The organism is Pelagibius marinus (assembly GCF_014925385.1).
GTDB lineage: Bacteria > Pseudomonadota > Alphaproteobacteria > Kiloniellales > Kiloniellaceae > Pelagibius > Pelagibius marinus.
In genome coordinates this window covers 41,888-62,811 of the sequence record NZ_JACSDK010000019.1, presented here as the reverse complement: position 1 = coordinate 62,811, position 20,924 = coordinate 41,888, and the positions used below count along the sequence as shown (strand labels likewise).

The following is a 20,924-nucleotide window of genomic DNA, read 5'->3' as shown; positions in this document are numbered from 1 at the left end:
ATCGCTGGCCGGCCGGATCTTAATGCCAGGGAAAGCCCAAAAGCCACCACAAACCAATCATTTCCGGCCCATTAGGCGCCAAACTAAACCACTTCTTAACTTAAATCGGCCACCTTCGAAGGCCGCCTCCGGAAGGCGGTTGGCTTGACGGCGGATTGTGCGCGGATTGGGGCTCCATGGGGCTTATTGTAGGCATATTGATCGTTATCGGCTGTACCCTCGGCGGTTACGCCGCGATGGGCGGCAAGCTGGGGGTACTGTGGCAGCCTTTTGAGGGGGTGATCATCATCGGCGCCGCCATCGGCTCCTATGTCATCGGCAACCCCGCCTCCGTTGTGAAGCACACCGGCACCGCTGTCGGCAAGGTCTTCAAGGGCTCCCAGTACAAAAAAGAGAACTACATAGAGCTCATCAGCCTGCTCTACCAGATTCTCAAGGTCGCCAAGACCAAGGGCAATCTGGGCCTGGAACAGCACATCGAAAATCCGCAAGATTCAGCACTCTTCGCCCAGTTTCCCGGCGTCATGGCGAACGAAACCGCCGTGGTCTTCCTCTGCGACTACCTGCGCATGCTCACCCTCGGTTCCGAGGATCCCCATGAGATGGAAACCCTCATGGACGAGGAGATCGAGGTCGTCCATCACGAGCACCTGGAAGTCGCCCACGCGCTGCAGACCATGGCAGACGGCATGCCGGCGCTGGGCATCGTCGCCGCGGTGCTGGGCGTCATCAAGACCATGGGCTCGATCACCGAGCCGCCCGAGGTCCTGGGCAAGCTGATCGGCGGCGCCTTGGTGGGCACCTTCCTCGGCGTCTGGATCTCCTACGGCTTTCTCGGGCCGACCGCCACCAAGGCGCAGTCGGTCTACAACGCGGAGATCAAGTATCTCCACTGTATCAAGGCGGCTCTGCTGGCGCACATGCACGGCTCGCCACCGGCGGTCGCCGTCGAATTCGCCCGCAAGGCGCTGCTCTCGCACGACCGCCCGACCTTCTACGAGGTCGAAGACGCGGTCTCCGCCCTCCCGCCCCCCGGCTAAAGGGGAGCCAGGAACGTGGCAGCAGGAAACGACGAAGCTCAAATCATCATCATCAAGAAGGTGAAGAAAGGTGGCGGTGGCGCACACCACGGTGGCGCCTGGAAAGTCGCCTATGCCGACTTCGTCACCGCCATGATGGCCTTCTTCCTGCTGCTCTGGCTGCTGAACGCCACGACTGAAGAACAACGTAAGGGTATCGCCGAGTACTTCTCGCCGATCACCTCTCTCGATCCGGACAGCGTCTCGCAGAGCGACAGCGGCTCCGGCGGCGTCATGGGCGGGCGCAGCATGACCACCGACGGCGCCCTGGTGAACGATACCTCGCCAATCGGCATCACCGTCGCCCTGCCCGGCGCCAAGGACGACACCAAAGAGCAGAGTCCCACCCAGGTGGAGAACCCCGCCGACGACACCCAGTCGGGCCAGCGCCTCAGCAAGACGGCGGACAACCCGAACCAGGACGTCAACCGCGAAGAGGTCGACCGCCTGGCCCGGGAGCTGGAGCAGGAGCGCTTCGCCGCCGCCGAGGCTGAGCTGCGTCAGGCGCTGGAATCGATTCCGGACCTCAGCGACTTCTCCAAAAACCTGATCGTCGACCAGACCCCGGAGGGCATGCGGATCCAGATCATCGATCAGGAAGGCCGCTCTATGTTCGCCTCCGGCAAGGCCGAGATGTATCCGCACACGCAGCGCCTGCTGGCGCTGGTCGCCGATGCCATCAAGAAGCTCGACAATCCCGTGGCCATCAAGGGGCACACGGACTCGACGCCCTACTCGAAGGACAACGGCTACTCCAACTGGGAGCTGTCGACCGACCGCGCCAACTCCAGCCGCCGCGCCCTGCTGGCCGCCGGCCTGCCGGCTTCGCGCATCGCCTCCGTGGTGGGCCGGGCCGACCAGGAGCACCTGGTGCCCGACGAGCCCTTCTCACCGCGCAACCGGCGCATTTCGATCGTCCTGCTGCGTCAGGCGCCCGAGAGCGAAGCCCCGGTTTACCAGTCCGACAACTGACGCCGGCGCTCCTGCAGGCCTTGCGTCGCCTGGGAGAACCGGCCTAGGCTGACGGCATGTCTGCTGACGACGCCAGCGGTGACCCGCGGCCGCCGGCCTGGTCCGGACGGCCTCCCCTGCCTTCTGCCGCTCCGCAACTCTATGCCGGCGTGGTCCTGCGGCGGAGCCTTGGCTACCTGGTCGATGTCTTCATCATCGCCGTCCTGGGCCTCTGCCTCGGCTTCGCTCTGTCGATTGCCGGCGCACTGACCTTCGGCCTGCTGAGCCCGCTGGCGGTCATCGTCATGGCACTTTGGCCGCTTTTGTATCACAGCTACTTCCTGGCAACCCGCGGTGCCACACCGGGTATGGGGCTATTCGACCTGGAGCTGAGAGACTGGAGCGGGAAGCCCGTAGAGCCCCTGCAGGCTGTGCTGGTGGTGATCCTCTTCTATGTCTCCATCGCCCTGACGGCTTGGCTGATCCTCCTGGTCATTCTGTTCACCGACCGCAACAGGGCCCTGCACGACATCCTGGCGGGCACCCTGGTAGTGCGCCGTCAGCCCTGAACCGCAGGGTCGTTTGTGAGCGGGCGACCCCCCGAGCCGGACCTATCCTTCGCATTGAAGGCTGGCCAGCCACCGCAATTCGCTGCAATAATCCAAGCGTTGTTAGAGATCCTGAATATAGGCCCGCGCAGAAAAGGCCAGCAGGACACTGTGAAAACAGGGAGCATCATACTTGGCTAGTACGCCCCTTACGGCGTCGGGACCCCTAAGTGCCTACGATCCAGATGGCTTCTTTTGCGAGATGCTGGGCGGTGCTGAAGAGCCTGCCGACCATACGCTGTCCATACGAGAGCGCCTGAACCGCCTGGACTTGGAAGATCTGCGCGGGCGGGCCCGCGACGCGGAGCTGGAGCTCTACAGCTTCGGCATCACCTTCACGGTCTATACCCAAAAAGACGTCATCGACCGCATCCTGCCGTTCGATGTCATTCCCCGCGTGATCTCGGCGAAGGCCTGGGAGACGATAGAGACAGGCGTGACCCAGCGGGTGACCGCGCTGAACCTCTTCCTGCACGACATCTATCACGACCAGAAGATACTGAAGGACGGCGTGGTCCCCAAGGATCTGGTCCTCGGCAACAAGAACTACTGCCCCCAGATGGAGGGCATCGATGTCCCCTTCGGCACCTACGTCCACATCAACGGGACCGACTTGGTGCGGGGGGACGACGGCGAGTTCGTGGTGCTGGAAGACAACGGGCGCTGCCCCTCTGGCGTGTCCTATGTGGTGGAGAACCGCCACCTCATGCTGCGCAGCTTCCCCGACCTGATGAGCAACATCGGCATCCGGCCGGTGTCCAATTATGGCCAGAAGCTGCACGAAGCCCTGGTAGATACGGCACCCGCCGGTGTCAGCGACCCACAGGTCGTTCTGCTCTCGCCGGGCACCTACAACTCCGCTTACTTCGAGCACATCTTCCTGGCCCGCGAGATGGGTGTGCCGCTCGTGGAGGGCAGCGACCTCGTCGTGGAGAACGACAAGGTGTACATGAAGACCATCAACGGGCTGGACCCGGTCCACGTGATCTACCGCCGCGTCAGCGACGATTTCCTGGACCCTGAGGTTTTCAATCCGGACAGCGTCTTGGGGGCCTCAGGGCTCATGCGCGCCTACGCGAAAGGCAATGTGTCCCTGGCCAACGCCATCGGCACCGGCGTCGCCGACGACAAGGCGGTCTATGCCTACATCCCGAGAATCATCAAGTACTACATGGATGAAGAGCCGATCCTGGCCAACGTCGATACGCACATTTGTCGCGAGCCGGAAGGCCTGGCCTATACCCTCGCCAATCTCGACAAACTGGTTGTGAAGCCGGTAGGTGAGTCCGGCGGCTACGGCATCACCATCGGCCCGCGCGCCAGCAAACGAGAGCTGGAGAAGTGCCGCGAAGACGTGAGCGCCGACCCGGCAAACTACATCGCGCAGCCCATGATAAATCTTTCAGTCTGCCCCACCCTGACCGACGATGGGATCAAGGCCCGCCACGTCGACCTGCGGCCCTTTGCTGTGACCGGCAGGTCGACCTGGGTTCTGCCGGGCGGACTGTCGCGCGTCGCCCTGACCAAGGGATCGATTGTCGTCAACTCCTCCCAAGGCGGAGGCTCAAAGGATACCTGGGTCCTTGAATAGGGGGATCTTTGCATAGACTGCTGTCACGCTACGCCGAGTCGATCTACTGGCTGGCGCGCTATGTCGAGCGCGCGGAGAACCTTGCGCGTATCCTCGATGTGAATGAGACCTTCAGCCGGGACAGCCGCGGCTGGCAGAATTGGCGCTCCATCCTGCAGATCAACCGGGACGAAGAGCGCTTCTTCGAACATCACGACGATGCCGATGCAGACTCCGTCATCCACTTCTACACCCTGGACCAGCGAAACGTCTCCTCGATCATCTCCGCCGTCAACCTGGCCCGCGGCAACGCCAGGACGCTGCGCCCGCTGATTTCGACGGAGATGTGGATCCAGCTCAACATGTTCTCCAACACCTTGAAGACCATGCCGCGGGAGGCTCTGAGCGAGCCACGCTTGGCACGCTTCTGTAACCAGGTGAAGGAAGCCTGCCAGACTCATACCGGCATCACCGAAGGCACCTTCTATCGCGACGAGAGCTGGTTCTTCTACCAGATCGGCCGGGCCATCGAGCGCGCGGACCAGACCACCCGCCTGCTGGATGTAAAATATCACCTGCTGCTGCCGAACGAAGAGACCGTCGGCTCGCCGCTCGATGTCAGCCAGTGGAACGCCGTCCTGCGCTCAGCGGCCGGCTACCATGCCTTCCGCCGGGTTCAGCCCAGCGGCATGACGCAGGCCGATGTCGCCGGCTTCCTGCTGTTCCACAGCCGCTTTCCCCGCTCGGTCAAGGCCTGCGTACATGACATCTCCAACCGCCTCAGTCACCTGCGCTCCACCTACCGCCTCATCGGCGGCGCCGAGGCACTGGAGGAATTGGACGAACTTCGCTCCGTGCTGGACGACATCACCATCGACCAGGTCATCGACAAGGGACTGCATGAGTTCATCGACTGGGTCCAGTTGAAGCTCATCCGCATCCACAGCGAACTGGGTGCCGCCTATTTCGGCTATCCGGCCCTGAGCGAACAGGGCCAGGCTGCCGACTAGCCCCGCCCCGTCCGTCCGGTCAAGCGGCACCAAGGGCAACTCAGAGGGGCTGGACGGGGCGGCCTTGGCCGCGCACACTAATCCGATGAAGGCAGAGCGCACCACTGAACGGCTGAAGGCCTTGGATCCCGCCGCTTTTGGGCCGCTCCAGAGCTACTACGTTCTGGAGCCGAACGTCTGCCCATACCTGCCGGGCCGTCTGGAAAACAAGCTGCTGACGGAGATCAGCGGCCCCCAGGCCCAGGCCACCTACGACGTGCTCAGTCTTGCGGGGTTCCGCCGCAGCCACCGCTTCGCCTACCGGCCCGCCTGCAGCCACTGCAACGCCTGTGTGCCGGTCCGGGTCGTCGTGAGCGAGTTCGAAGCGGGCAAGTCCCTGCGCCGCATCCATCGGGCCAATACGGACCTTTCTGTCCGCATGGTGCCGGCCAAGGCGACGGACGAGCAGTTCGCTCTCTTCCGCCGCTATATTTCTTCCCGCCACGGCGATGGCGAAATGGCCGGAATGACGGAAGAGGAATATCGCTCGATGGTTGAATCGAGCGATATCGACACGCGCTTGGCCGAGTTCCGCACGCCCGACGGCGCCCTGATCGCGGTCTGCCTGCTGGATTGGCTGGCCGATGGCCCCTCCGCCGTCTACAGCTTCTTCGAGCCGAATTCCGCGCGCCGTTCCCTTGGCACCTACGTCGTCCTGTGGCTGATAGACGCGGCCCGGCGCCACGGCGCGGCCCATGTCTACCTCGGCTACTGGATCGACCACAGCCGCAAGATGGCCTATAAGACCCGCTTCCAGCCCCTGGAAGGCCTTGGCGACAAGGGGTGGCGCAGGCTGCCCGCCTAATCTTCCCCCCAGAGCAGGTGCCGGGAACCCATCCGCCCTATCATTGATCGCCTCAGTTGCACAGCCGCTCAGCGCCGCCTATGCTCGCTCCTCACTTGATCGGTCTAAAAAACGAACTCCGATTCGGGCTGCAACGAATGGCCCCTTGCGAGAAGTCTGTTGTTTGATTTTCCACTTCGGGGAGGATTGGAATGAAACGTCGTCAATTTATCAAGCGGGCGGCTACCACTGCTGCCGCAACGGGCGCGGTCGCCGCGTCCAGCTTCCCGGCGCCTGCGATCTCGCAGGGCCTCATGAAATGGCGTATGCAAACGACTTGGCCCAAGAACTTTCCTGGCCTGGGCACCGGCGCCAACAAGCTGGCGGAATTCATCGGCGCGGCCTCCGGCGGCAAACTGACGGTGGAAGTCTTCGGCGGCGGCGAGATCGTTCCAGCCTTCGAAACCATGGACGCCGTCTCCAGCGGCACCATCGAAATGGGTCACGGCGCGCCCTACTACTGGAAGGGCAAGGTGCCAGCCAGCCAGTTCATCGCGTCCATCCCCTTCGGCCTCAACGCCCAGGAGCAGAACGCCTGGATCCAGTTCGGCGGCGGCCAGGATCTGGCTGACAAGATCTACCGAGAACTGGGCTGTAAGTTCTTCGCCTCAGGTAACACCGGCGTCCAGGCCGGCGGTTGGTTCAACAAGGAGATCAACTCCCTCGAGGACTACAAGGGCCTGAAGATGCGTATCCCGGGCCTGGGCGGTGAAGTCGTCAAGGCCGCGGGCGGCAACGTCGTGAACCTGCCCGGCGGCGAGATCCCGCCGGCCCTCCAGTCCGGTGCCATCGACGCCACCGAATGGGTCGGGCCTTACAACGATCTTGCCTTCGGCCTCTATAAGAGCGCCAAGTTCTACTACTACCCGGGCTGGCACGAGCCGGCGACGCTGCTGGACAACTTCATCAACCTCCAGGCGTGGGAGAAGCTGCCCGATGACCTGAAAGCGGTCGTCGCCGCCGCCAATGCCTTTGCCAACACCTTTGTGCTCAACGAGTTCGTCGCCAAGAACAACGGCGCGCTCAACACCCTGGTGAGCGAGCACGGTGTCATCCTGAAGAAGTTCCCGGACGAGGTGCTCAATGCGTTGGGCGGCCTTTCCGGCAAGGTGATCGGTGACCTCGCGGCCGCCGACCCGCTGAGCCGTGAAGTGATGGATTCCATCACCACCTTCCGCAAACAAGCCATCGCCTATGCGAAGGTCTCCGAGCAGGCGTTCTACAACGCCCGCGGCCTGCCGTTTAAGTGGGTCGAATAGGAACCGAATGGCGCCCGCGCTGTATTCTAGAGGCGGGCACAAAAAAAGAGGCCGGCGGGGACATCCCCGCCGGCCTTTTTCCTATCTGAGAAAACGCCCTCTTGACGAGCGCCGACATGCTGCTTCGCGGTTGATCTCGGCCTTCGATTAGCCGAACAGAACTGCCGGCAGGTAGGTCGCCAGCGCCGGAAAGGTCGCAATCAACGCCAAGCCCAGGATCTGGATCAGGACGAAGGGCATGATGCCGCGATAAATATCCATCGTGGTGACCTCCGGTGGCGCCACTCCGCGCAGGTAGAACAGGGCGAAGCCGAAGGGCGGCGTAAGGAAGGAAGTCTGCAGGTTCACCGCGATCATTACGCCCAGCCAGATCGGATCCAGGCCCATGGCCAGCAGCACCGGCCCGACGATGGGAACCACCACGAAGACGATCTCAATGAAGTCCAGGAAGAAGCCCATGACGAACATCAGGGCCATCACGACGAACATGGCGCCGAAGGCGCCGCCCGGCATGGATGCCAGAACGTCGGCGACGATCTTATCGCCGCCCAGGCCGCGGAAGACCAGCGAGAAAACCGAGGCGCCCAGAAGGATCACGAAAACCATCGCCGAGATCTTCGTGGTGGACCGCATCACCTCGACCAGAATGCCGCTGCGATAGACGCGCTTCAGAGAGACGGCCACCCCGAAGAACATCGCCAGAATGCACACGCCGGCCACCACCGCCGCCGCGCCATCGGCAAAGGGCACCACGTCACGCTGCATGCGCAGGTCGAACAGGGTCACCAAGGGCACCAGGGCAACCATGCAGCCGCCGCCCAGGTATACCGGCCAAGCCTGCCCCTCGCCCTCAGCGACCGCCCTGCCCGCCAGCAACAGCGCACCGATGCAGCCGATGGCGGCGGCCTCCGTGGGCGTCGCGACCCCCAGCAGAATTGACCCCAGCACCAGCACGATCAGCGCTCCCGGCGGCAGTAGCACCCGCAGGGCGCGCGCGCCCAAGCGTTCCGTATCGCCTTCCCTGCGCTGGATCGGTGGGCAGGATTTGGGCCGCAGCCAGGCGGAAAACAGGATCCACAGCATGTAGAGGCCGACCAGCATCATGCCCGGCAGGAAAGCGCCGGCGAATAGATCGATGACCGAGACGGGGTCCGGTGCGAAGTTTCCAAGGGCCAGCTGCGCTTCGGTATTCGCCCCCTGCAGAATGTCGCCAAGAAGAACGAGAACAATTGAGGGGGGAATGATCTGGCCAAGGGTGCCAGAGGCGCAGATCGTCCCGCAGGCGATCTTGGGATCATAGCCGGCCTTCAGCATGGCCGGGAGTGATAGGAGGCCCATGGTGACCACGGTGGCGCCGACGATGCCGGTGGAGGCCGCCAGCAACATACCGACAAAGATAACCGAGAGGCCGAGACCGCCGCGAAGCTTGCCGAACATTAGCCCCATGCTTTCCAGCAGCTCCTCGGCGATCTTCGATCGCTCGAGCATCACGCCCATAAATACGAAAAGGGGCACGGCCACCAACAGCTCATTTGACATGACACCGAAGTAGCGCGAGGCCAGGGCCCCCAGGAGCCGCAGGTCGAAGATGCCGAACGCCAGACCGGCGAAGGCGAAAAGCAAGGCAACGCCGCCCAGGGTGAATGCCACGGGATACCCCAGCAGCAGGACCACGCAGGCGACGGCAAACATGACGAGGGAGACGATCTCCCCAAGCTGTGCGGGATCCATTGCTTAAATCGGCTCTGTTTCTTCTTCTTCGGGCTGGAACTCGGGGTGCCCGATCAACACCAGGTAGCTTCTGGCCGCGAGGGACAGCCCCTGCAGTCCGATCAAGATGCAGAACAGAAGGATGACCGACTTCAGAAGGAAGAGGCCCGGCAGGCCGCCCGCTTCGCGCGACTCTTCCAGCCGGACCCATGAATCCGCAACGAAGTCATAGCTGGCATAGGTGACGACGGCGACGACCGGCAGCAACAGGAGGAAAGAACCGAAGAGATCGATGACCGCCTTGTAGCGCGCGCTGCTCGGCCGATAGAAGATGTCGACCCTGACGTGGGCGTTGTGCAGAAGCGTGTAACCGGCGCCGATCATGAAGACCACGCCGTGCAGCCACACGTAAGATTCCTGCAGCCAGACCCAGCCGATGGCGTAGACGTACCTCAGGATCACCACAACGAAGGTGATCATGACCATCAGCAGCGTCAGCCAAGCAACACCGCGACCGACCCTCTCGTTCAGCCGGTCCACCAGATTGACGAAGGCGATGAGCCCGTTCACTTTCCTGTCACAGCCCCACTCTGGACATCCATCAAACCAGCGACCCGGGGCCTCTCTCCGGCCAAACCGCGATATCGCGGAAAGCCGGCCCAGTAGAGAAATGCCGGGAACGCGCTGATTTTCCTACCTGCTCGTGGAATGTTCCGGCCCCTCGCCGGTCTCCATCGGTTCCTGTTCGAAGATTATTGGTTCGCTTTGTTGACCGCGCTTATAGGCTGCGCAAGCGGCAACGACAATGGCGAATCGCCGAAAATCACCCAAATTTATTGGACCTGGCGAATCCGTTGGGGGGCAAACGACCTGCCTGGGAACGCTTACCCAGCCAGGCCCTGAGGTCGGTTTCCGTGCGCAGCCGCCCCGCCCCAGCGGCCCAGCTCAGGCCCTCCTTCAGGACAAAAGTCTTAGCATCGGAAAGGCCGCCGTCCTTATACTTCTGCAGGATGACCCCCCTGCCCCTCGTCATCTCAGGTAGCTCGTCTAGCGGGAAAATCAACAACTTGCGGTTCTCGCCGATCACCGCCACATGGTCGCCCTCGACCGGACGGCAGACCGCGGCTTCCACCCCTTGGGCCGGGTTGATGACCTGCTTGCCGTTCTTGGTCTGGGCCACGACCTCGTCCTCGGGCACCAGGAAGCCACGCCCGTCGGAGGACGCCACCAACAGCTTCCGACCCGGCTGGTGGACCAGCAGGGCGACAATGTCCTGGTCGTTGGGAAGCCCCATCATCAGGCGCAGCGGTTCGCCGAAGCCACGCCCCCCCGGCAGCTTGTCGACGCCCAGCGTGTAGAAGCGGCCATTGGTGGCGAAGACCAGCAGCTTGTCCGTCGTCTGGGCAAGAACCACGAAGCGCTCCCGGTCGCCCTCCTTGTACTTGGCGTCGGAAACGTCCTCCTGGTGCCCCTTCAGGGCCCGGACCCACCCCTTGTCGGAGCAGAGGATGGTTACAGGCTCGCGCTCGACGACGGCCTCCAGGGGGATGACCACCTCGGCGGGGGGCGCGCCGATCTCACTGCGGCGGGCGCCCAGCGGCGTCTTGCCACCGAACTTCGCCTTGATCTCCTTCACCTGCTCGCCGATCACCGCCCAGCGCTTCTGCTCGTTCTTCATCAGCTGCTTGAGCTCCTTCTGCTCCTTCGACAGGGCAGAGTGCTCTTCACGGATGGAGATCTCTTCCAGCTTGCGCAGAGCCCGCAGGCGCATATTGAGGATCGCTTCGGCCTGGATGTCGGTCAGCTTCCAGCGCTTCATCATCTTCGCCTTGGGATCGTCCTCCTCGCGGATGATCCGGATCACTTCATCGATGTTCAGGTAGGCGATGAGGTAGCCGTCGAGAACTTCGAGGCGATGGGCGATCTTGTCCAGGCGGTGCTGAGTGCGCCGCTTCAGGACTTCATGGCGGTGATCCAGAAAAGCGCGCAGCACCTCGCGCAGGTCCATCACCCGCGGCGTGTTGTCGGCGTCCAGCACGTTCATGTTGAGCCCGACACGGGTCTCCAACTCGGTTTGACGGAAAAGCGATTCCATCAGCACTTCCGGGTCGACGTTGCGGCTCTTCGGCTCCAGGACCAGGCGGATCTCGTCGGTCGACTCGTCCCGCACGTCGGCCAACATGGCCAGCTTCTTGGCCATAAGGAGTTCGGCGATCTTCTCGATCAGGCGCGATTTCTGGACCTGGAAGGGAATCTCGGTGACGATGATCTGGTAGCCACCGCCCTTGATCTTCTCGGTCTCCCAGCGGGCACGCAGCCGGAAAGAGCCCCTGCCCGTCTTGTAGGCCTCGACGATGCTTTCCCGGGCTTCCATCAGGATGCCGCCGGTCGGGAAATCCGGGCCCGGCATCAGGTCCACCAGCTTGTCGATGGTGGCGTTGGGCGCCTTGATCACATGCAGCAGCGCGTCGCAGATCTCACCCACGTTGTGCGGGGGAATCGAGGTCGCCATCCCGACAGCGATCCCCTGCGCACCGTTGGCCAGCAGGTTCGGAAAGGCCCCCGGCAGGACCACGGGCTCTTCCGCCTCGCCGTCATAGGTCGAGCGGAAGTCAACGGCGTCCTCGTCGATGCCCTCCAGCATCGCCGCCGCTACCTCGGTCAGGCGCGCCTCGGTGTAGCGCATGGCCGCGGCGTTGTCGCCGTCGATATTGCCGAAGTTGCCCTGCCCGTCGATCAGCGGGAACCGCAGAGAGAAATCCTGGGCCAAGCGCACCAGGGCGTCATAGATCGCCTGATCGCCGTGCGGGTGGAATTTGCCGATCACGTCACCGACGACGCGCGCGGACTTCTTGAACCCTGTGTTGGGGTCGAGTCGCAGCTGCCGCATGGCGAACAGCAGGCGCCGGTGGACCGGCTTCAGACCGTCGCGCACGTCAGGCAGCGAGCGCGCCATGATGGTCGAGAGGGCGTAGGAGAGATAGCGCTCCGACAGGGCGTCGGAGAGCTTCACGTCACGGATTTCACCAGCTGGCGAGGAGGCCATAGAGGGGTTCACGACTCCGAGAAAGACTACCAAATATAGTAGTGATCAGCCCGGCGATAGCAACAGATTGCCCAAGAAAACTGCGGATTTTTAGAAGCGATCGGGACGATAGGGCCGCAAGTCGATGCCCGGGTCCCGCCCCGCCAGCAAGGCCGCTACCAGTCCACCGGTACGCGCGGCCAGGCTCAAGCCGCAGTGCCCGTGGCCGAAGGCGAAAATCGCGTTGCGGTGCCGCGGAGACGGGCCTATGACCGGAACCGAGTCGGGCATGGAGGGTCGGTAGCCCATCCAGCGGCTTTCCTCGCGCCGATCGAGACCCGGAAACCAGCGGCTGGCGTTGCGGTAGAGGACCTCGGCGCGCTGCCAGTTCGGTTCCGCCTCCAGCCCGCCGAGTTCGACCGTCCCGGCGATCCGCAAGCCGTGTTCCAGCGGGGTGCAGACGAACCCGCGCTCGGTCGAGTAAACCGGCAGCCGCAGGTCCGCGCCCGCATGCGGCAACGTCAGGTGGTAGCCACGCTCGGTATCCAGCGGCAGCCGGGATCCCAGCATGACGGCCAGGGTCTTCGACCAGGCCCCGGCGGCAATGACGACGCCACTGCAGGCAATCGTGTCGGCCTCCGTGACGACGGCGGTGACCCCGGCGTCGCCCTGCTGGAAACCGATCACCGACTGCTGACGGATCTCTCCACCGAGGCGAACAAATGCCGCCGCCAGCTCCTGGACGAAGCGGAAGTTGTTCACCGTGTGCGCCACGTCCGGATAGAAGACCCCCCGGCAGAAGATCGGCGCGAGGCTGGGCTCCAGTTGCCGCAGCTCTTCCGCCGGCAGGACCTCGAAGTTGACGCCCCTGCGCCGCTGCAGGTCCAGCATCGGTTCGTAGCTCTTGAAGCCGGCCTCGGTCTCGTAGACCGATACCCAGCCGGAGCGCCGGATCATATCGCTGATACCTGCAGCCTCGACCAGCGGCTCATAGGCTTTCAACGACCCCTCGAGCAGCTGCGCCAGGGCGACGGAGACTTCCTCCACCCGCTGCGGACTGCTGGAACGGATGAAGTGGACCAGCCAGGGCGCGATCTTCGGCAGATAGGACCAGCGGATCGCCAGAGGCCCCAGGGGGTCGGCCAGCATACCCGGCACCTTGCGCGCCACGCCCGGTGTCTGGACCGGCACCACGGCTTCTTCCGTGATGATCGAGCCGTTGCCGAAGGAAGTGCCCTCCCCCGGCGCGCCCCGATCGACCAGGACCACGCGGTGGCCGTCGCGCAGCAGGTAGAGCGCGCAGCAAACGCCGACGATGCCCGCGCCAATAACAACAACAGGATCTTTATCTTGAGACGTCATCGCTGAAGGGATCGATAAACCGGTTCTGATCTGGAATGCGGGCTACTGCGACCCCCCCCGGGAAGTCCCGCCGTCCGGGGTAAAGCGTTGCTCCAGGCGCAGCCTGGCGGCCGGCAGCGCCTTATCATGGGGGTGGAAAAGGTGGCGCTCAAGGAAAAAGCCGGTAAGTGCAAGCCCCTCCGCCACGGCGGCGTTGCCGCCTTCCCCGCGGCCAACCAGGAAACCAGGCAAGGGCAGCAGCTTGTCGCGGTAGGGCGCGCCGGCTGACAGCGATACGGCTCGACCGGAGCGAGGGCTCACATAGGCGAGTTGATCATTCTCCACGCCGGCCGCACAGCTGCTGAGATCTAGTCCGAAGCCCAGTTCGGCCAGGAAGGCCAGCTCCCAACGCACGTAGACCTCGGCCCAGTGGTCGCCCTCGAGGGCCTCCAACAGTGCCAGCAGCCCCTCGAAGCAAGCCGGATGGGGCTCCCGCTCGGGCATCGCCCCCTCGCAGACCGCGGTGGCCGCACTGAGGGCGGCCAGGCGATCAGAATCATCCAGCACCCGGGCCATGTAGGAGCATTCCATCTCGCACTCCAGACTGCCCAGGTGCTCCGGCAGGCGCCCGCTCCAAGTTGCCGAAACCCGGTTGCCAGACTGGTAGATGCCGCGCAGGCGGGCGCTCTGCCCTCCCCGTACGAGTCCTGCGTGGCGGCCGTGGGCGCGCGTCAGCAATTGGACCACCGCCGCGGTTTCGCCGTGGGGGCGAGCCGCCAGAACGATCGCCTCATCCTCCCACTTCATCGCGGCTCCACCGCGTTGATCGGGGCTCTAGGCATCGAATTCCAGACCGAGGTTCCGGTAGCGCTCAGGGTCATCAATCCAGTTTTCGCGTACCTTTACGAAGAGGAAAAGGTGAACAGGTTGCCCAAAGGCTTCCTCCATTTCCTTTTGCGCCGCTTCGCGAACCACTCGGATGGTCTTGCCGCCCTTGCCCAAGCACATGGCCTTGTGCTGTTCCCGGCCGACATAGATGGTCTGCTCGATGCGGACCGAGCCGTCCTTGAATTCTTCCCAGCCTTCGCTTTCCACCGTCAGCGCGTAGGGCAGTTCCTGATGCAGGTTCAAGAACAGCTTCTCCCTGGTGATCTCCGCCGCCAGCAGGCGCAAAGAAATATCGGAGAGCTGGTCTTCCGGAAAGTGCCACGGCCCCTCAGGCATGCGGCCGGCCAGATAGTCCAGCAGGTCTTCCAGGCCATCGCCGGTAAGGGCCGAAATCATGAAGACCTTCGAGAAGTTGGCCATGGCCGCGAGCTCCGCGGCCAGTTCCAGCAGCTTCTCGCGCTTGACCAGGTCAACTTTGTTCAGCACCAGCACCAACTCGCAGCGACTGTCGGCCAGCCCCTCGATCACCCGTCGAGTATCGTCGGAGATCTTCTTGCGCCCGGCGTCATGGATCACCAGAACGACATCGGCATCCTCGACCCCGGCCCAGGCGGCCTGCACCATGGCGCGTTCCAGGCGGCGCTTGGCCGTGAATATTCCCGGGGTATCTATGAAGACGATCTGGCTGTCGCCGTGAATGGCGATCCCGCGGACTCGGGTTCGAGTCGTCTGTACCTTGTGGGTAACGATGGAGACCTTGGCACCGACCAGCTGATTTACCAGGGTCGATTTCCCCGCATTCGGCGCGCCGACCACGGCTACGAAACCGCAGCGCTGCAGTGCTTCTGCCGTGTTCATCGTCGCTTTTCCTTCACCAGGGACAGGAGTTGCGCCGCCGCGTCCTGTTCAGCTGCGCGCTTGGAACGGCCCGTCCCAGTCTGCGGTGGCATTTCCTCCACTTCGACGCGGATGGTGAACAAGGGATCATGCGGCGGCCCCTGGCGGTCAACCTCGCTGTAACGCGGCAGCGGCAGGCCCCGTCCCTGAGCCCATTCCTGCAGCTCGGTCTTGGCGTCCGAAGGCGGCTCCCGATCCTCTTCGATCCGTTTCCGCCAAGCTTGGACGATGAAGGCCTGTGCCACCGGCAAGCCGCCGTCCAGATAAAGCGCCGCAATCACCGCTTCGCAGGCGTCGGAGAGCAGGCCGGGGTTGCTGCGCCCCTGTTTCTCGTCTTCGCCCATGGCGAACCGCATGACATTGCCGAGATCGAGATCTTCGGCCACCGACGCCAAAGTGTCCTTCCCCACGAGCTTCGCAAGGCGGCGGGCCAAGAGACCCTCCGCCTCTTCCGGAAACCGATTGAACAGCATTTCAGCGACGACCAGGCCCAGCACACGATCGCCCAGGAACTCGAGGCGCTCGTAGTCGCCACCACGATGGCTGGGGTCGGCGGAAACGGAAGGATGGGTAAGAGCCCGCACCAGCAATGCCGGATCGGCAAAGCGGTGCCCAAGCTGCTCCTGCAATTGCGACAGCGCACTGTCCCCCTTGGCAGCAGCCTGGGGCCCAGTCCTCCGCCTACTCGATACCATCGCCGATCCGGCCGAAGCGAATGGTACTCGGCCAGGTCCAGAACTTCCACCAGGCGCTGGCGCCGTCGTGGGAAAAGAACAGGATGTCCGCGCGCCCAACGAGGTTCTCGAGGGGAACCTGCCCGACCCCAGACACCCGGCTGTCCTGACTGTTATCCCGGTTGTCGCCCATGGCGAAGAAGTGCCCCTCCTTCACGATCACAGGCTTGAAGTCGTCCAGGGCCTGTCGGTCGCTGTATTCCTGAATGAGGTGCCGGCGCCCGTTCGGCAGAGTCTCGTAGTAGAGCCGTCCCTGGGGATTGTAGTACCGAAGATCCGCAATCTCCGAAGCAGAGAGGAGCTCGCGCTTGGCCGCGACGTCGTTGATGTAGAGGATGCCTTCGCGCACCTCGACCTTGTCACCCGGCAGCCCGACAATCCGTTTGATATAATCGGTCTTCAAGTCCTTCGGGTAGGCGAAAACCGCGACGTCGCCGACCTCCGGATCGGAGGAGAAGATGCGCCCCTTGAACAACGGCAATCCGAAGGGCAAGGAATGGCGGCTGTAGCCGTAGGACAGCTTGGAGACAAAGAGGTAGTCCCCGACGAGCAATGTCGGCTCCATGGAGCCTGACGGAATATTGAAGGGCTCGTAAGCGAAGGTCCTGACGCCGACAGCAACCACGACAGCGATCACCACCGTCCTCAGCGTTTCCATCCAAGCGCTGCCCGGCTGCTCCTCTTCCTTCGCACCGTCTTTCGGCGCCTTGCCTTCCGGATCGCTGCCCGGCCCTTCGTTAAGCATGAACTTTTCCATTTTCCTTCTTTCCTGGCGGCTGCCGCCAAGGAAGCCTCCCCGAGAATACTCCAGGGGGCCTAGCCAGCTTCAGGAAGTGCCGAGATGATGACAATAACCTGAGCGAGGGGATAATCATCTGTGATTGTTACGTCAATCTGGGCCTTCATACCCGCTGGCGTCATTTCCGCCAAGCGCTCAGCTGCCCCTCGCGTCAAAGCCATGGTCGGCTTGCCGCTCGGCAGATTGACCACCCCGAGATCGCGCCAATGGACACCGCGCCGCGGCACCCCCGTTCCCAACGCCTTGGCGCAAGCTTCCTTTGCGGCAAATCGCTTCGCATAGCTGGCCGCCCGCTGGGCGCGCCGGTCGGATTTCGCCCGCTCGACATCGGTAAAGACCCGTTCGGTGAAACGGTCGCCAAAGCGCTCCAGGGTTTTCTCGATACGCCTGATGTCAATGAGGTCACTGCCCAGTCCCAGAATCACCGTCGCCGCTCCGCAAATTCGCTGATCGGCTAGGCGCTGCGGGCGCCGCCGGCCTCGGCGCGGGCCTTGTTCATAAGCGCTCGCATCCGCCTGATGGCACTGTCCAGGCCGCTGAAGATCGCCTCACCCACCAGGAAATGCCCGATGTTCAACTCGGCGATGGTCGGAATTACGGCTACGGAGCCCACAGTGTCGAAAGTCAGCCCATGCCCGGCGTGGCACTCCAGCCCCAATTCATCTGCCAAGGCCGCCGCCGTACGGATGCGTTCGAGTTGGGCTCTGGTCTGCGCGCCCTCGGGATCCTCGACAAAGGCATCGCAGTAGGCCCCGGTGTGCAGTTCCACGACAGGCGCGCCCAGCCGCACCGCTGCCTCGAGTTGCTTGGGGTCCGGCTCTACGAACAGCGAAACCCGCGAACCCGCGTCCCTCAGGCTGGAGACGAAGCGCTGCAGGTGATGTTGCCCGCCGGCCGCGTCCAGGCCGCCCTCGGTGGTACGCTCCTCGCGCCGCTCCGGCACGATGCAGGCAGCGTGAGGGCTGTGGCGCAGGGCTATCTCAAGCATCTCGTCGGTGGCCGCCATTTCCAGGTTCAGCGGCAGGTCGATCTCGGCCGTCAGCCTGGCGATGTCTTCATCGGAAATGTGCCGCCGGTCCTCGCGCAGGTGAGCGGTGATCCCGTCGGCGCCGGCCGAGGCGGCCATCCGTGCTGCCCGGACCGGGTCCGGGTGGCCGCCGCCACGGGCGTTTCGAATGGTGGCCACATGGTCGATGTTCACGCCGAGGCGCAGGTAGTCGGTCATAGCTGCCTCTCGTATTTCCTCGTTTCTGCGAGCCGAGCACCTTCCTTCGGCTCAGAGGCCCCGCTCTCTCCGGCAATGGGCCCTCGGCGATGGCGCAGGCGCTTGCGGAGACGGCGGCGCCGCGCCCTCTGATATCCGGCCACGGTCCGCTGCACCGGCCAAAAGAACACGAACCACGCCACCACTGCCGTCGGAATCCCTCCCACCACCATAGGCAGCAGTACTTCCAGAGGGTCCTCGAAAATTATTCTGTGCAATGAAAGGTCATCGGGCAGTGCTGTCAAGCTGTCGCCGCCCAGAACCCACCGGCCCAGTGAGTAGATCCAAAGCCATATGACGGGAAAGGTCCAGGGATTCCCAACCGCCGTCCCGATCGCTGCGGCGATGATATTGCCTCGCACCGCCAAGGCCAGCAGCGCCGCCAATACGAAATGAAGGCCGATGAAGGGGGTGAAGGACACTGCGGCGCCGCTGGCAAAGCCAGCCGCAATGCGGTAGGGCGTCCCCGGCAGGCGGCGTAGGCGGTGTGCCACATAGGCCCCGGATCGTCGCCAGCCGCTGCGCGGCCACAGCACCGCGCCGGCTCGCTTGTGAAATGGCAGGGGATTGCGCCGCTTGAACATCTCTGCAGTCTATCAGCCAAAAATGGCCGCAGCCTTAACCCCTTGCCCGCTCCACCGACGTAATAACCGGCATCGCGCGCAAGGCAGCGATAATATTCGACAAATGCTTGACACTCGTCACCTCAACATCGATCAGCATCTCAAAAAAATCAATTGAACGATTTGTAATCTTGAGGTTGCTGATATTTCCGTGATTCTTGCCGATGATGGTCGACAGGCTGCCCAGGCTACCCGGCTCGTTGGCGACAATGACGTGCAGGCGCCCGATGCGCTGCTCCAAGCCGTCGTCCACGTCCCAGGACAGATCGACCCAGCGCTCCGGCGTCGCCTGGAAGCTCTCCAGGGTGTCACAGTCGATGGTATGGACGGTGACCCCCTTGCCCGTCGTGACGATACCGACGATCCGGTCACCCGGCAGCGGGTGGCAGCAGTGGGCGTAGTGGACAGCCATTCCCGGGATCAGTCCCTTGATCGGGACCGAGGTCTCCTGCCCTCTGCCCTGGCGCGCCCTTGCCCGCGCGATGGGAACGATCTTCTGGACCTTGGCGTCGTCCTTGGTGCCCGGATAGACCGCCGTGACGATCTCGCGGCCGGTGTGGTGCCCCTGGCCGACCGCTGCGCAAAGGTCGCCGACGGTTTCGGCCTTGAAGCGCTTGAGGACTGACTCCAGTCCCTTTTCGGTCATCTCGTAGCCTTCCTGGCGGAAGGACTTCTGCAGGATCTGGCGGCCCAGTTCCATGTACTGTTCGCGCTGCTTCAGCCGTACAAAGCGCCGCACACGGGCCTTGGCCTTTCCGGAAACGACGAACTGCTCCCAGTCCGGCGACGGCGTCTGGGCTTTGGAGGTGATGATCTCCACCTGATCGCCGTTCTGGAGTGGCGCGCGCAACTGGACCATACGCCCGTTGACCTTGGCGCCGACGCATGTGTCGCCCACCTCGGAATGGACAGCATAAGCGAAGTCGACCGGCGTCGCGCCGCTCGGCAGGGCGATCACCGCCCCCTTCGGCGTGAAGCAGAAAACCTGGTCCTGGAACATCTCCAGCTTGGTGTGCTCCAGGAACTCCTCGGGGTTGTCGGCATGCTCCAAGATATCCAGCAATTCCCGCATCCAGCGATACTGCCGGCCTTCGACCTGCGGGCTGTCCTGCTTGTATTTCCAGTGGGCCGCGACGCCGAGCTCGGCAACCTCGTGCATTTCGCGGGTGCGGATCTGCACCTCGATCCTCTGTCGCTCGGGCCCGATGATCGTGGTGTGCAGCGAGCGGTAGCCGTTCGGTTTCGGCGTGGAGATATAGTCCTTGAAGCGCCCGGGGACAACGGGATAGCGGCTGTGCAGCTGGCCCAGAGCGTGGTAGCAGTCGCCCAGGCTGTCGACCACGACACGAAAGGCCATGATGTCCGACAGCTGTTCGAACGTGATGTTCTTGCGCTGCATTTTGCGCCACACCGAATAGGGTGTCTTCATGCGGCCGGAAACGGTGGCCTCAACTCCCTCCTCCGCCAGACGCTGACGCAGTTCGCCGACGATACGGTCGGACAGGTCCTGGCCCTGGCCGCGCAGAAACTCCAGGCGCGCCAGCACGGATTCACGGCCTTCCCGGTTCAGCTCGGCGAAGGCCAAGTCTTCCAGCTGGTCTTTGAATCCATGCATACCGATGCGCTCAGCCAAGGGCGCATAGATATCCATGGTCTCCCGCGCGATGCGGCGGCGCTTGTCGGGCGACGAGATGAAATGAAGCGTCTGCATGTTGTGCAACCGGTCGGCAAGCTTCACCAACAGCACCCGGATGTCTTCGGACATCGCCACCAACAGCTTGCGGAAGTTCTCCGCGTGCTTGGTTTCCTCGGACTGCAGCTCCAGGCGGCCCAGCTTGGTGACACCGTCCACCAGGCGGGCAATATCCTTGCCGAACGTCGTCTCGACGTCTCCCAGGGAATAGTCAGTGTCCTCGACGACGTCGTGGAGCAGCGCAGTGATGATAGAAGAATCGTCCAGCTTCAGATCCGTGAGGATGCCGGCAACTTCAATCGGATGGGAGAAATAGGGGTCCCCCGAGGCGCGCTTCTGCGACCCGTGGGCTTTCATGGCAAAGACATAGGCGCGGTTGAGAGCATCCTCATCCGCGCCCGGATCATAGGATTTGACCCGTTCGACGAGTTCAAACTGCCGGATCATGCTGCGCCCGAACTACGGCTTCCGCCACTACCAAAATTAAAACAATTCCAGCATACGCGCCCGGGCTCAGGCCGCCAAGTACATGTTTTCCGGTATGGAATCGGGCCTGTTCCCCCTTTGTTAAGGGTCTAACCGGCCCCGAA

General features: G+C 63.2%; 19 protein-coding genes. 7 read left to right on the top strand and 12 right to left on the bottom strand.

The window, feature by feature from the left end:
- Window positions 1-176 precede the first annotated feature (176 nt).
- The 7 genes from motA (at window position 177) to H7X47_RS23415 (ending at window position 7,360) form a co-directional block, all read left to right on the top strand.
- Window positions 177-1,040 (top strand): flagellar motor stator protein MotA, encoded by an 864-nt coding sequence (motA, locus tag H7X47_RS23445; protein WP_193371200.1) that lies wholly within the window; start codon window positions 177-179, stop codon window positions 1,038-1,040.
- Between the two features lie 15 nt (window positions 1,041-1,055).
- On the top strand, window positions 1,056-2,051 hold the full coding sequence (locus H7X47_RS26395; RefSeq protein ID WP_319633671.1) for a flagellar motor protein MotB: 996 nt from the start codon (window positions 1,056-1,058) through the stop codon (window positions 2,049-2,051).
- 56 nt (window positions 2,052-2,107) lie between these two features.
- Window positions 2,108-2,599, top strand: a complete 492-nt coding sequence (locus H7X47_RS23435) for an RDD family protein (protein WP_193371199.1) — start codon at window positions 2,108-2,110, stop codon at window positions 2,597-2,599.
- 241 nt (window positions 2,600-2,840) lie between these two features.
- A complete protein-coding gene (locus tag H7X47_RS23430) occupies window positions 2,841-4,229 on the top strand; it encodes a circularly permuted type 2 ATP-grasp protein (protein ID WP_193371198.1) in 1,389 nt (462 codons plus the stop codon).
- Window positions 4,230-4,237: 8 nt separating this feature from the next.
- Window positions 4,238-5,218, top strand: a complete 981-nt coding sequence (locus H7X47_RS23425) for an alpha-E domain-containing protein (RefSeq protein WP_193371197.1) — start codon at window positions 4,238-4,240, stop codon at window positions 5,216-5,218.
- Between the two features lie 121 nt (window positions 5,219-5,339).
- Entirely contained in the window at window positions 5,340-6,062 is a 723-nt protein-coding gene (locus H7X47_RS23420) for an arginyltransferase (protein ID WP_437126589.1), read from the top strand.
- A gap of 305 nt (window positions 6,063-6,367) precedes the next feature.
- Window positions 6,368-7,360 (top strand): TRAP transporter substrate-binding protein, encoded by a 993-nt coding sequence (locus tag H7X47_RS23415; protein WP_227010743.1) that lies wholly within the window; start codon window positions 6,368-6,370, stop codon window positions 7,358-7,360.
- A gap of 147 nt (window positions 7,361-7,507) precedes the next feature.
- Here H7X47_RS23415 and H7X47_RS23410 read toward each other — a convergent pair whose 3' ends face one another.
- The 12 genes from H7X47_RS23410 to H7X47_RS23355 form a co-directional block, all read right to left on the bottom strand.
- Entirely contained in the window at window positions 7,508-9,091 is a 1,584-nt protein-coding gene (locus H7X47_RS23410) for a TRAP transporter large permease (protein WP_193371195.1), read from the bottom strand.
- Window positions 9,092-9,094: 3 nt separating this feature from the next.
- Window positions 9,095-9,640: a TRAP transporter small permease subunit gene (locus H7X47_RS23405; RefSeq protein ID WP_319633670.1), complete on the bottom strand. Its 546-nt coding sequence runs from the start codon at window positions 9,638-9,640 to the stop codon at window positions 9,095-9,097.
- 253 nt (window positions 9,641-9,893) lie between these two features.
- The gene (parC, locus tag H7X47_RS23400) at window positions 9,894-12,116 is read right to left on the bottom strand and encodes a DNA topoisomerase IV subunit A (RefSeq protein ID WP_193371194.1); all 2,223 of its coding nucleotides are present in this window, start codon (window positions 12,114-12,116) and stop codon (window positions 9,894-9,896) included.
- Window positions 12,117-12,206: 90 nt separating this feature from the next.
- The gene (locus H7X47_RS23395) at window positions 12,207-13,457 is read right to left on the bottom strand and encodes an NAD(P)/FAD-dependent oxidoreductase (protein WP_193371193.1); all 1,251 of its coding nucleotides are present in this window, start codon (window positions 13,455-13,457) and stop codon (window positions 12,207-12,209) included.
- Window positions 13,458-13,499: 42 nt separating this feature from the next.
- Window positions 13,500-14,243 carry a DNA repair protein RecO gene (gene recO / locus H7X47_RS23390; protein ID WP_193371192.1) on the bottom strand — a complete coding sequence of 248 codons (744 nt, stop codon included), beginning with the start codon at window positions 14,241-14,243 and terminating at the stop codon, window positions 13,500-13,502.
- A gap of 27 nt (window positions 14,244-14,270) precedes the next feature.
- Complete coding sequence (gene era / locus H7X47_RS23385; protein WP_193371191.1) at window positions 14,271-15,182, bottom strand: GTPase Era; 912 nt, start codon at window positions 15,180-15,182, stop codon at window positions 14,271-14,273.
- On the bottom strand, window positions 15,179-15,850 hold the full coding sequence (gene rnc / locus H7X47_RS23380) for a ribonuclease III (protein WP_227010742.1): 672 nt from the start codon (window positions 15,848-15,850) through the stop codon (window positions 15,179-15,181). Before rnc ends, era begins: the two co-directional genes overlap by 4 nt.
- 52 nt (window positions 15,851-15,902) lie before the next feature.
- Entirely contained in the window at window positions 15,903-16,712 is an 810-nt protein-coding gene (lepB, locus tag H7X47_RS23375; RefSeq protein ID WP_227010741.1) for a signal peptidase I, read from the bottom strand.
- 59 nt (window positions 16,713-16,771) lie between these two features.
- A complete protein-coding gene (gene acpS / locus H7X47_RS23370) occupies window positions 16,772-17,179 on the bottom strand; it encodes a holo-ACP synthase (RefSeq protein ID WP_193371189.1) in 408 nt (135 codons plus the stop codon).
- Window positions 17,180-17,208: 29 nt separating this feature from the next.
- A complete protein-coding gene (locus H7X47_RS23365) occupies window positions 17,209-17,979 on the bottom strand; it encodes a pyridoxine 5'-phosphate synthase (RefSeq protein ID WP_193371188.1) in 771 nt (256 codons plus the stop codon).
- Window positions 17,976-18,602 (bottom strand): DUF2062 domain-containing protein, encoded by a 627-nt coding sequence (locus H7X47_RS23360; protein ID WP_193371187.1) that lies wholly within the window; start codon window positions 18,600-18,602, stop codon window positions 17,976-17,978. The genes H7X47_RS23365 and H7X47_RS23360 overlap by 4 nt, the downstream gene beginning before the upstream one ends.
- 34 nt (window positions 18,603-18,636) lie before the next feature.
- Window positions 18,637-20,781, bottom strand: a complete 2,145-nt coding sequence (locus H7X47_RS23355) for a RelA/SpoT family protein (protein WP_193371186.1) — start codon at window positions 20,779-20,781, stop codon at window positions 18,637-18,639.
- Between the last annotated feature and the right edge of the window lie 143 nt (window positions 20,782-20,924).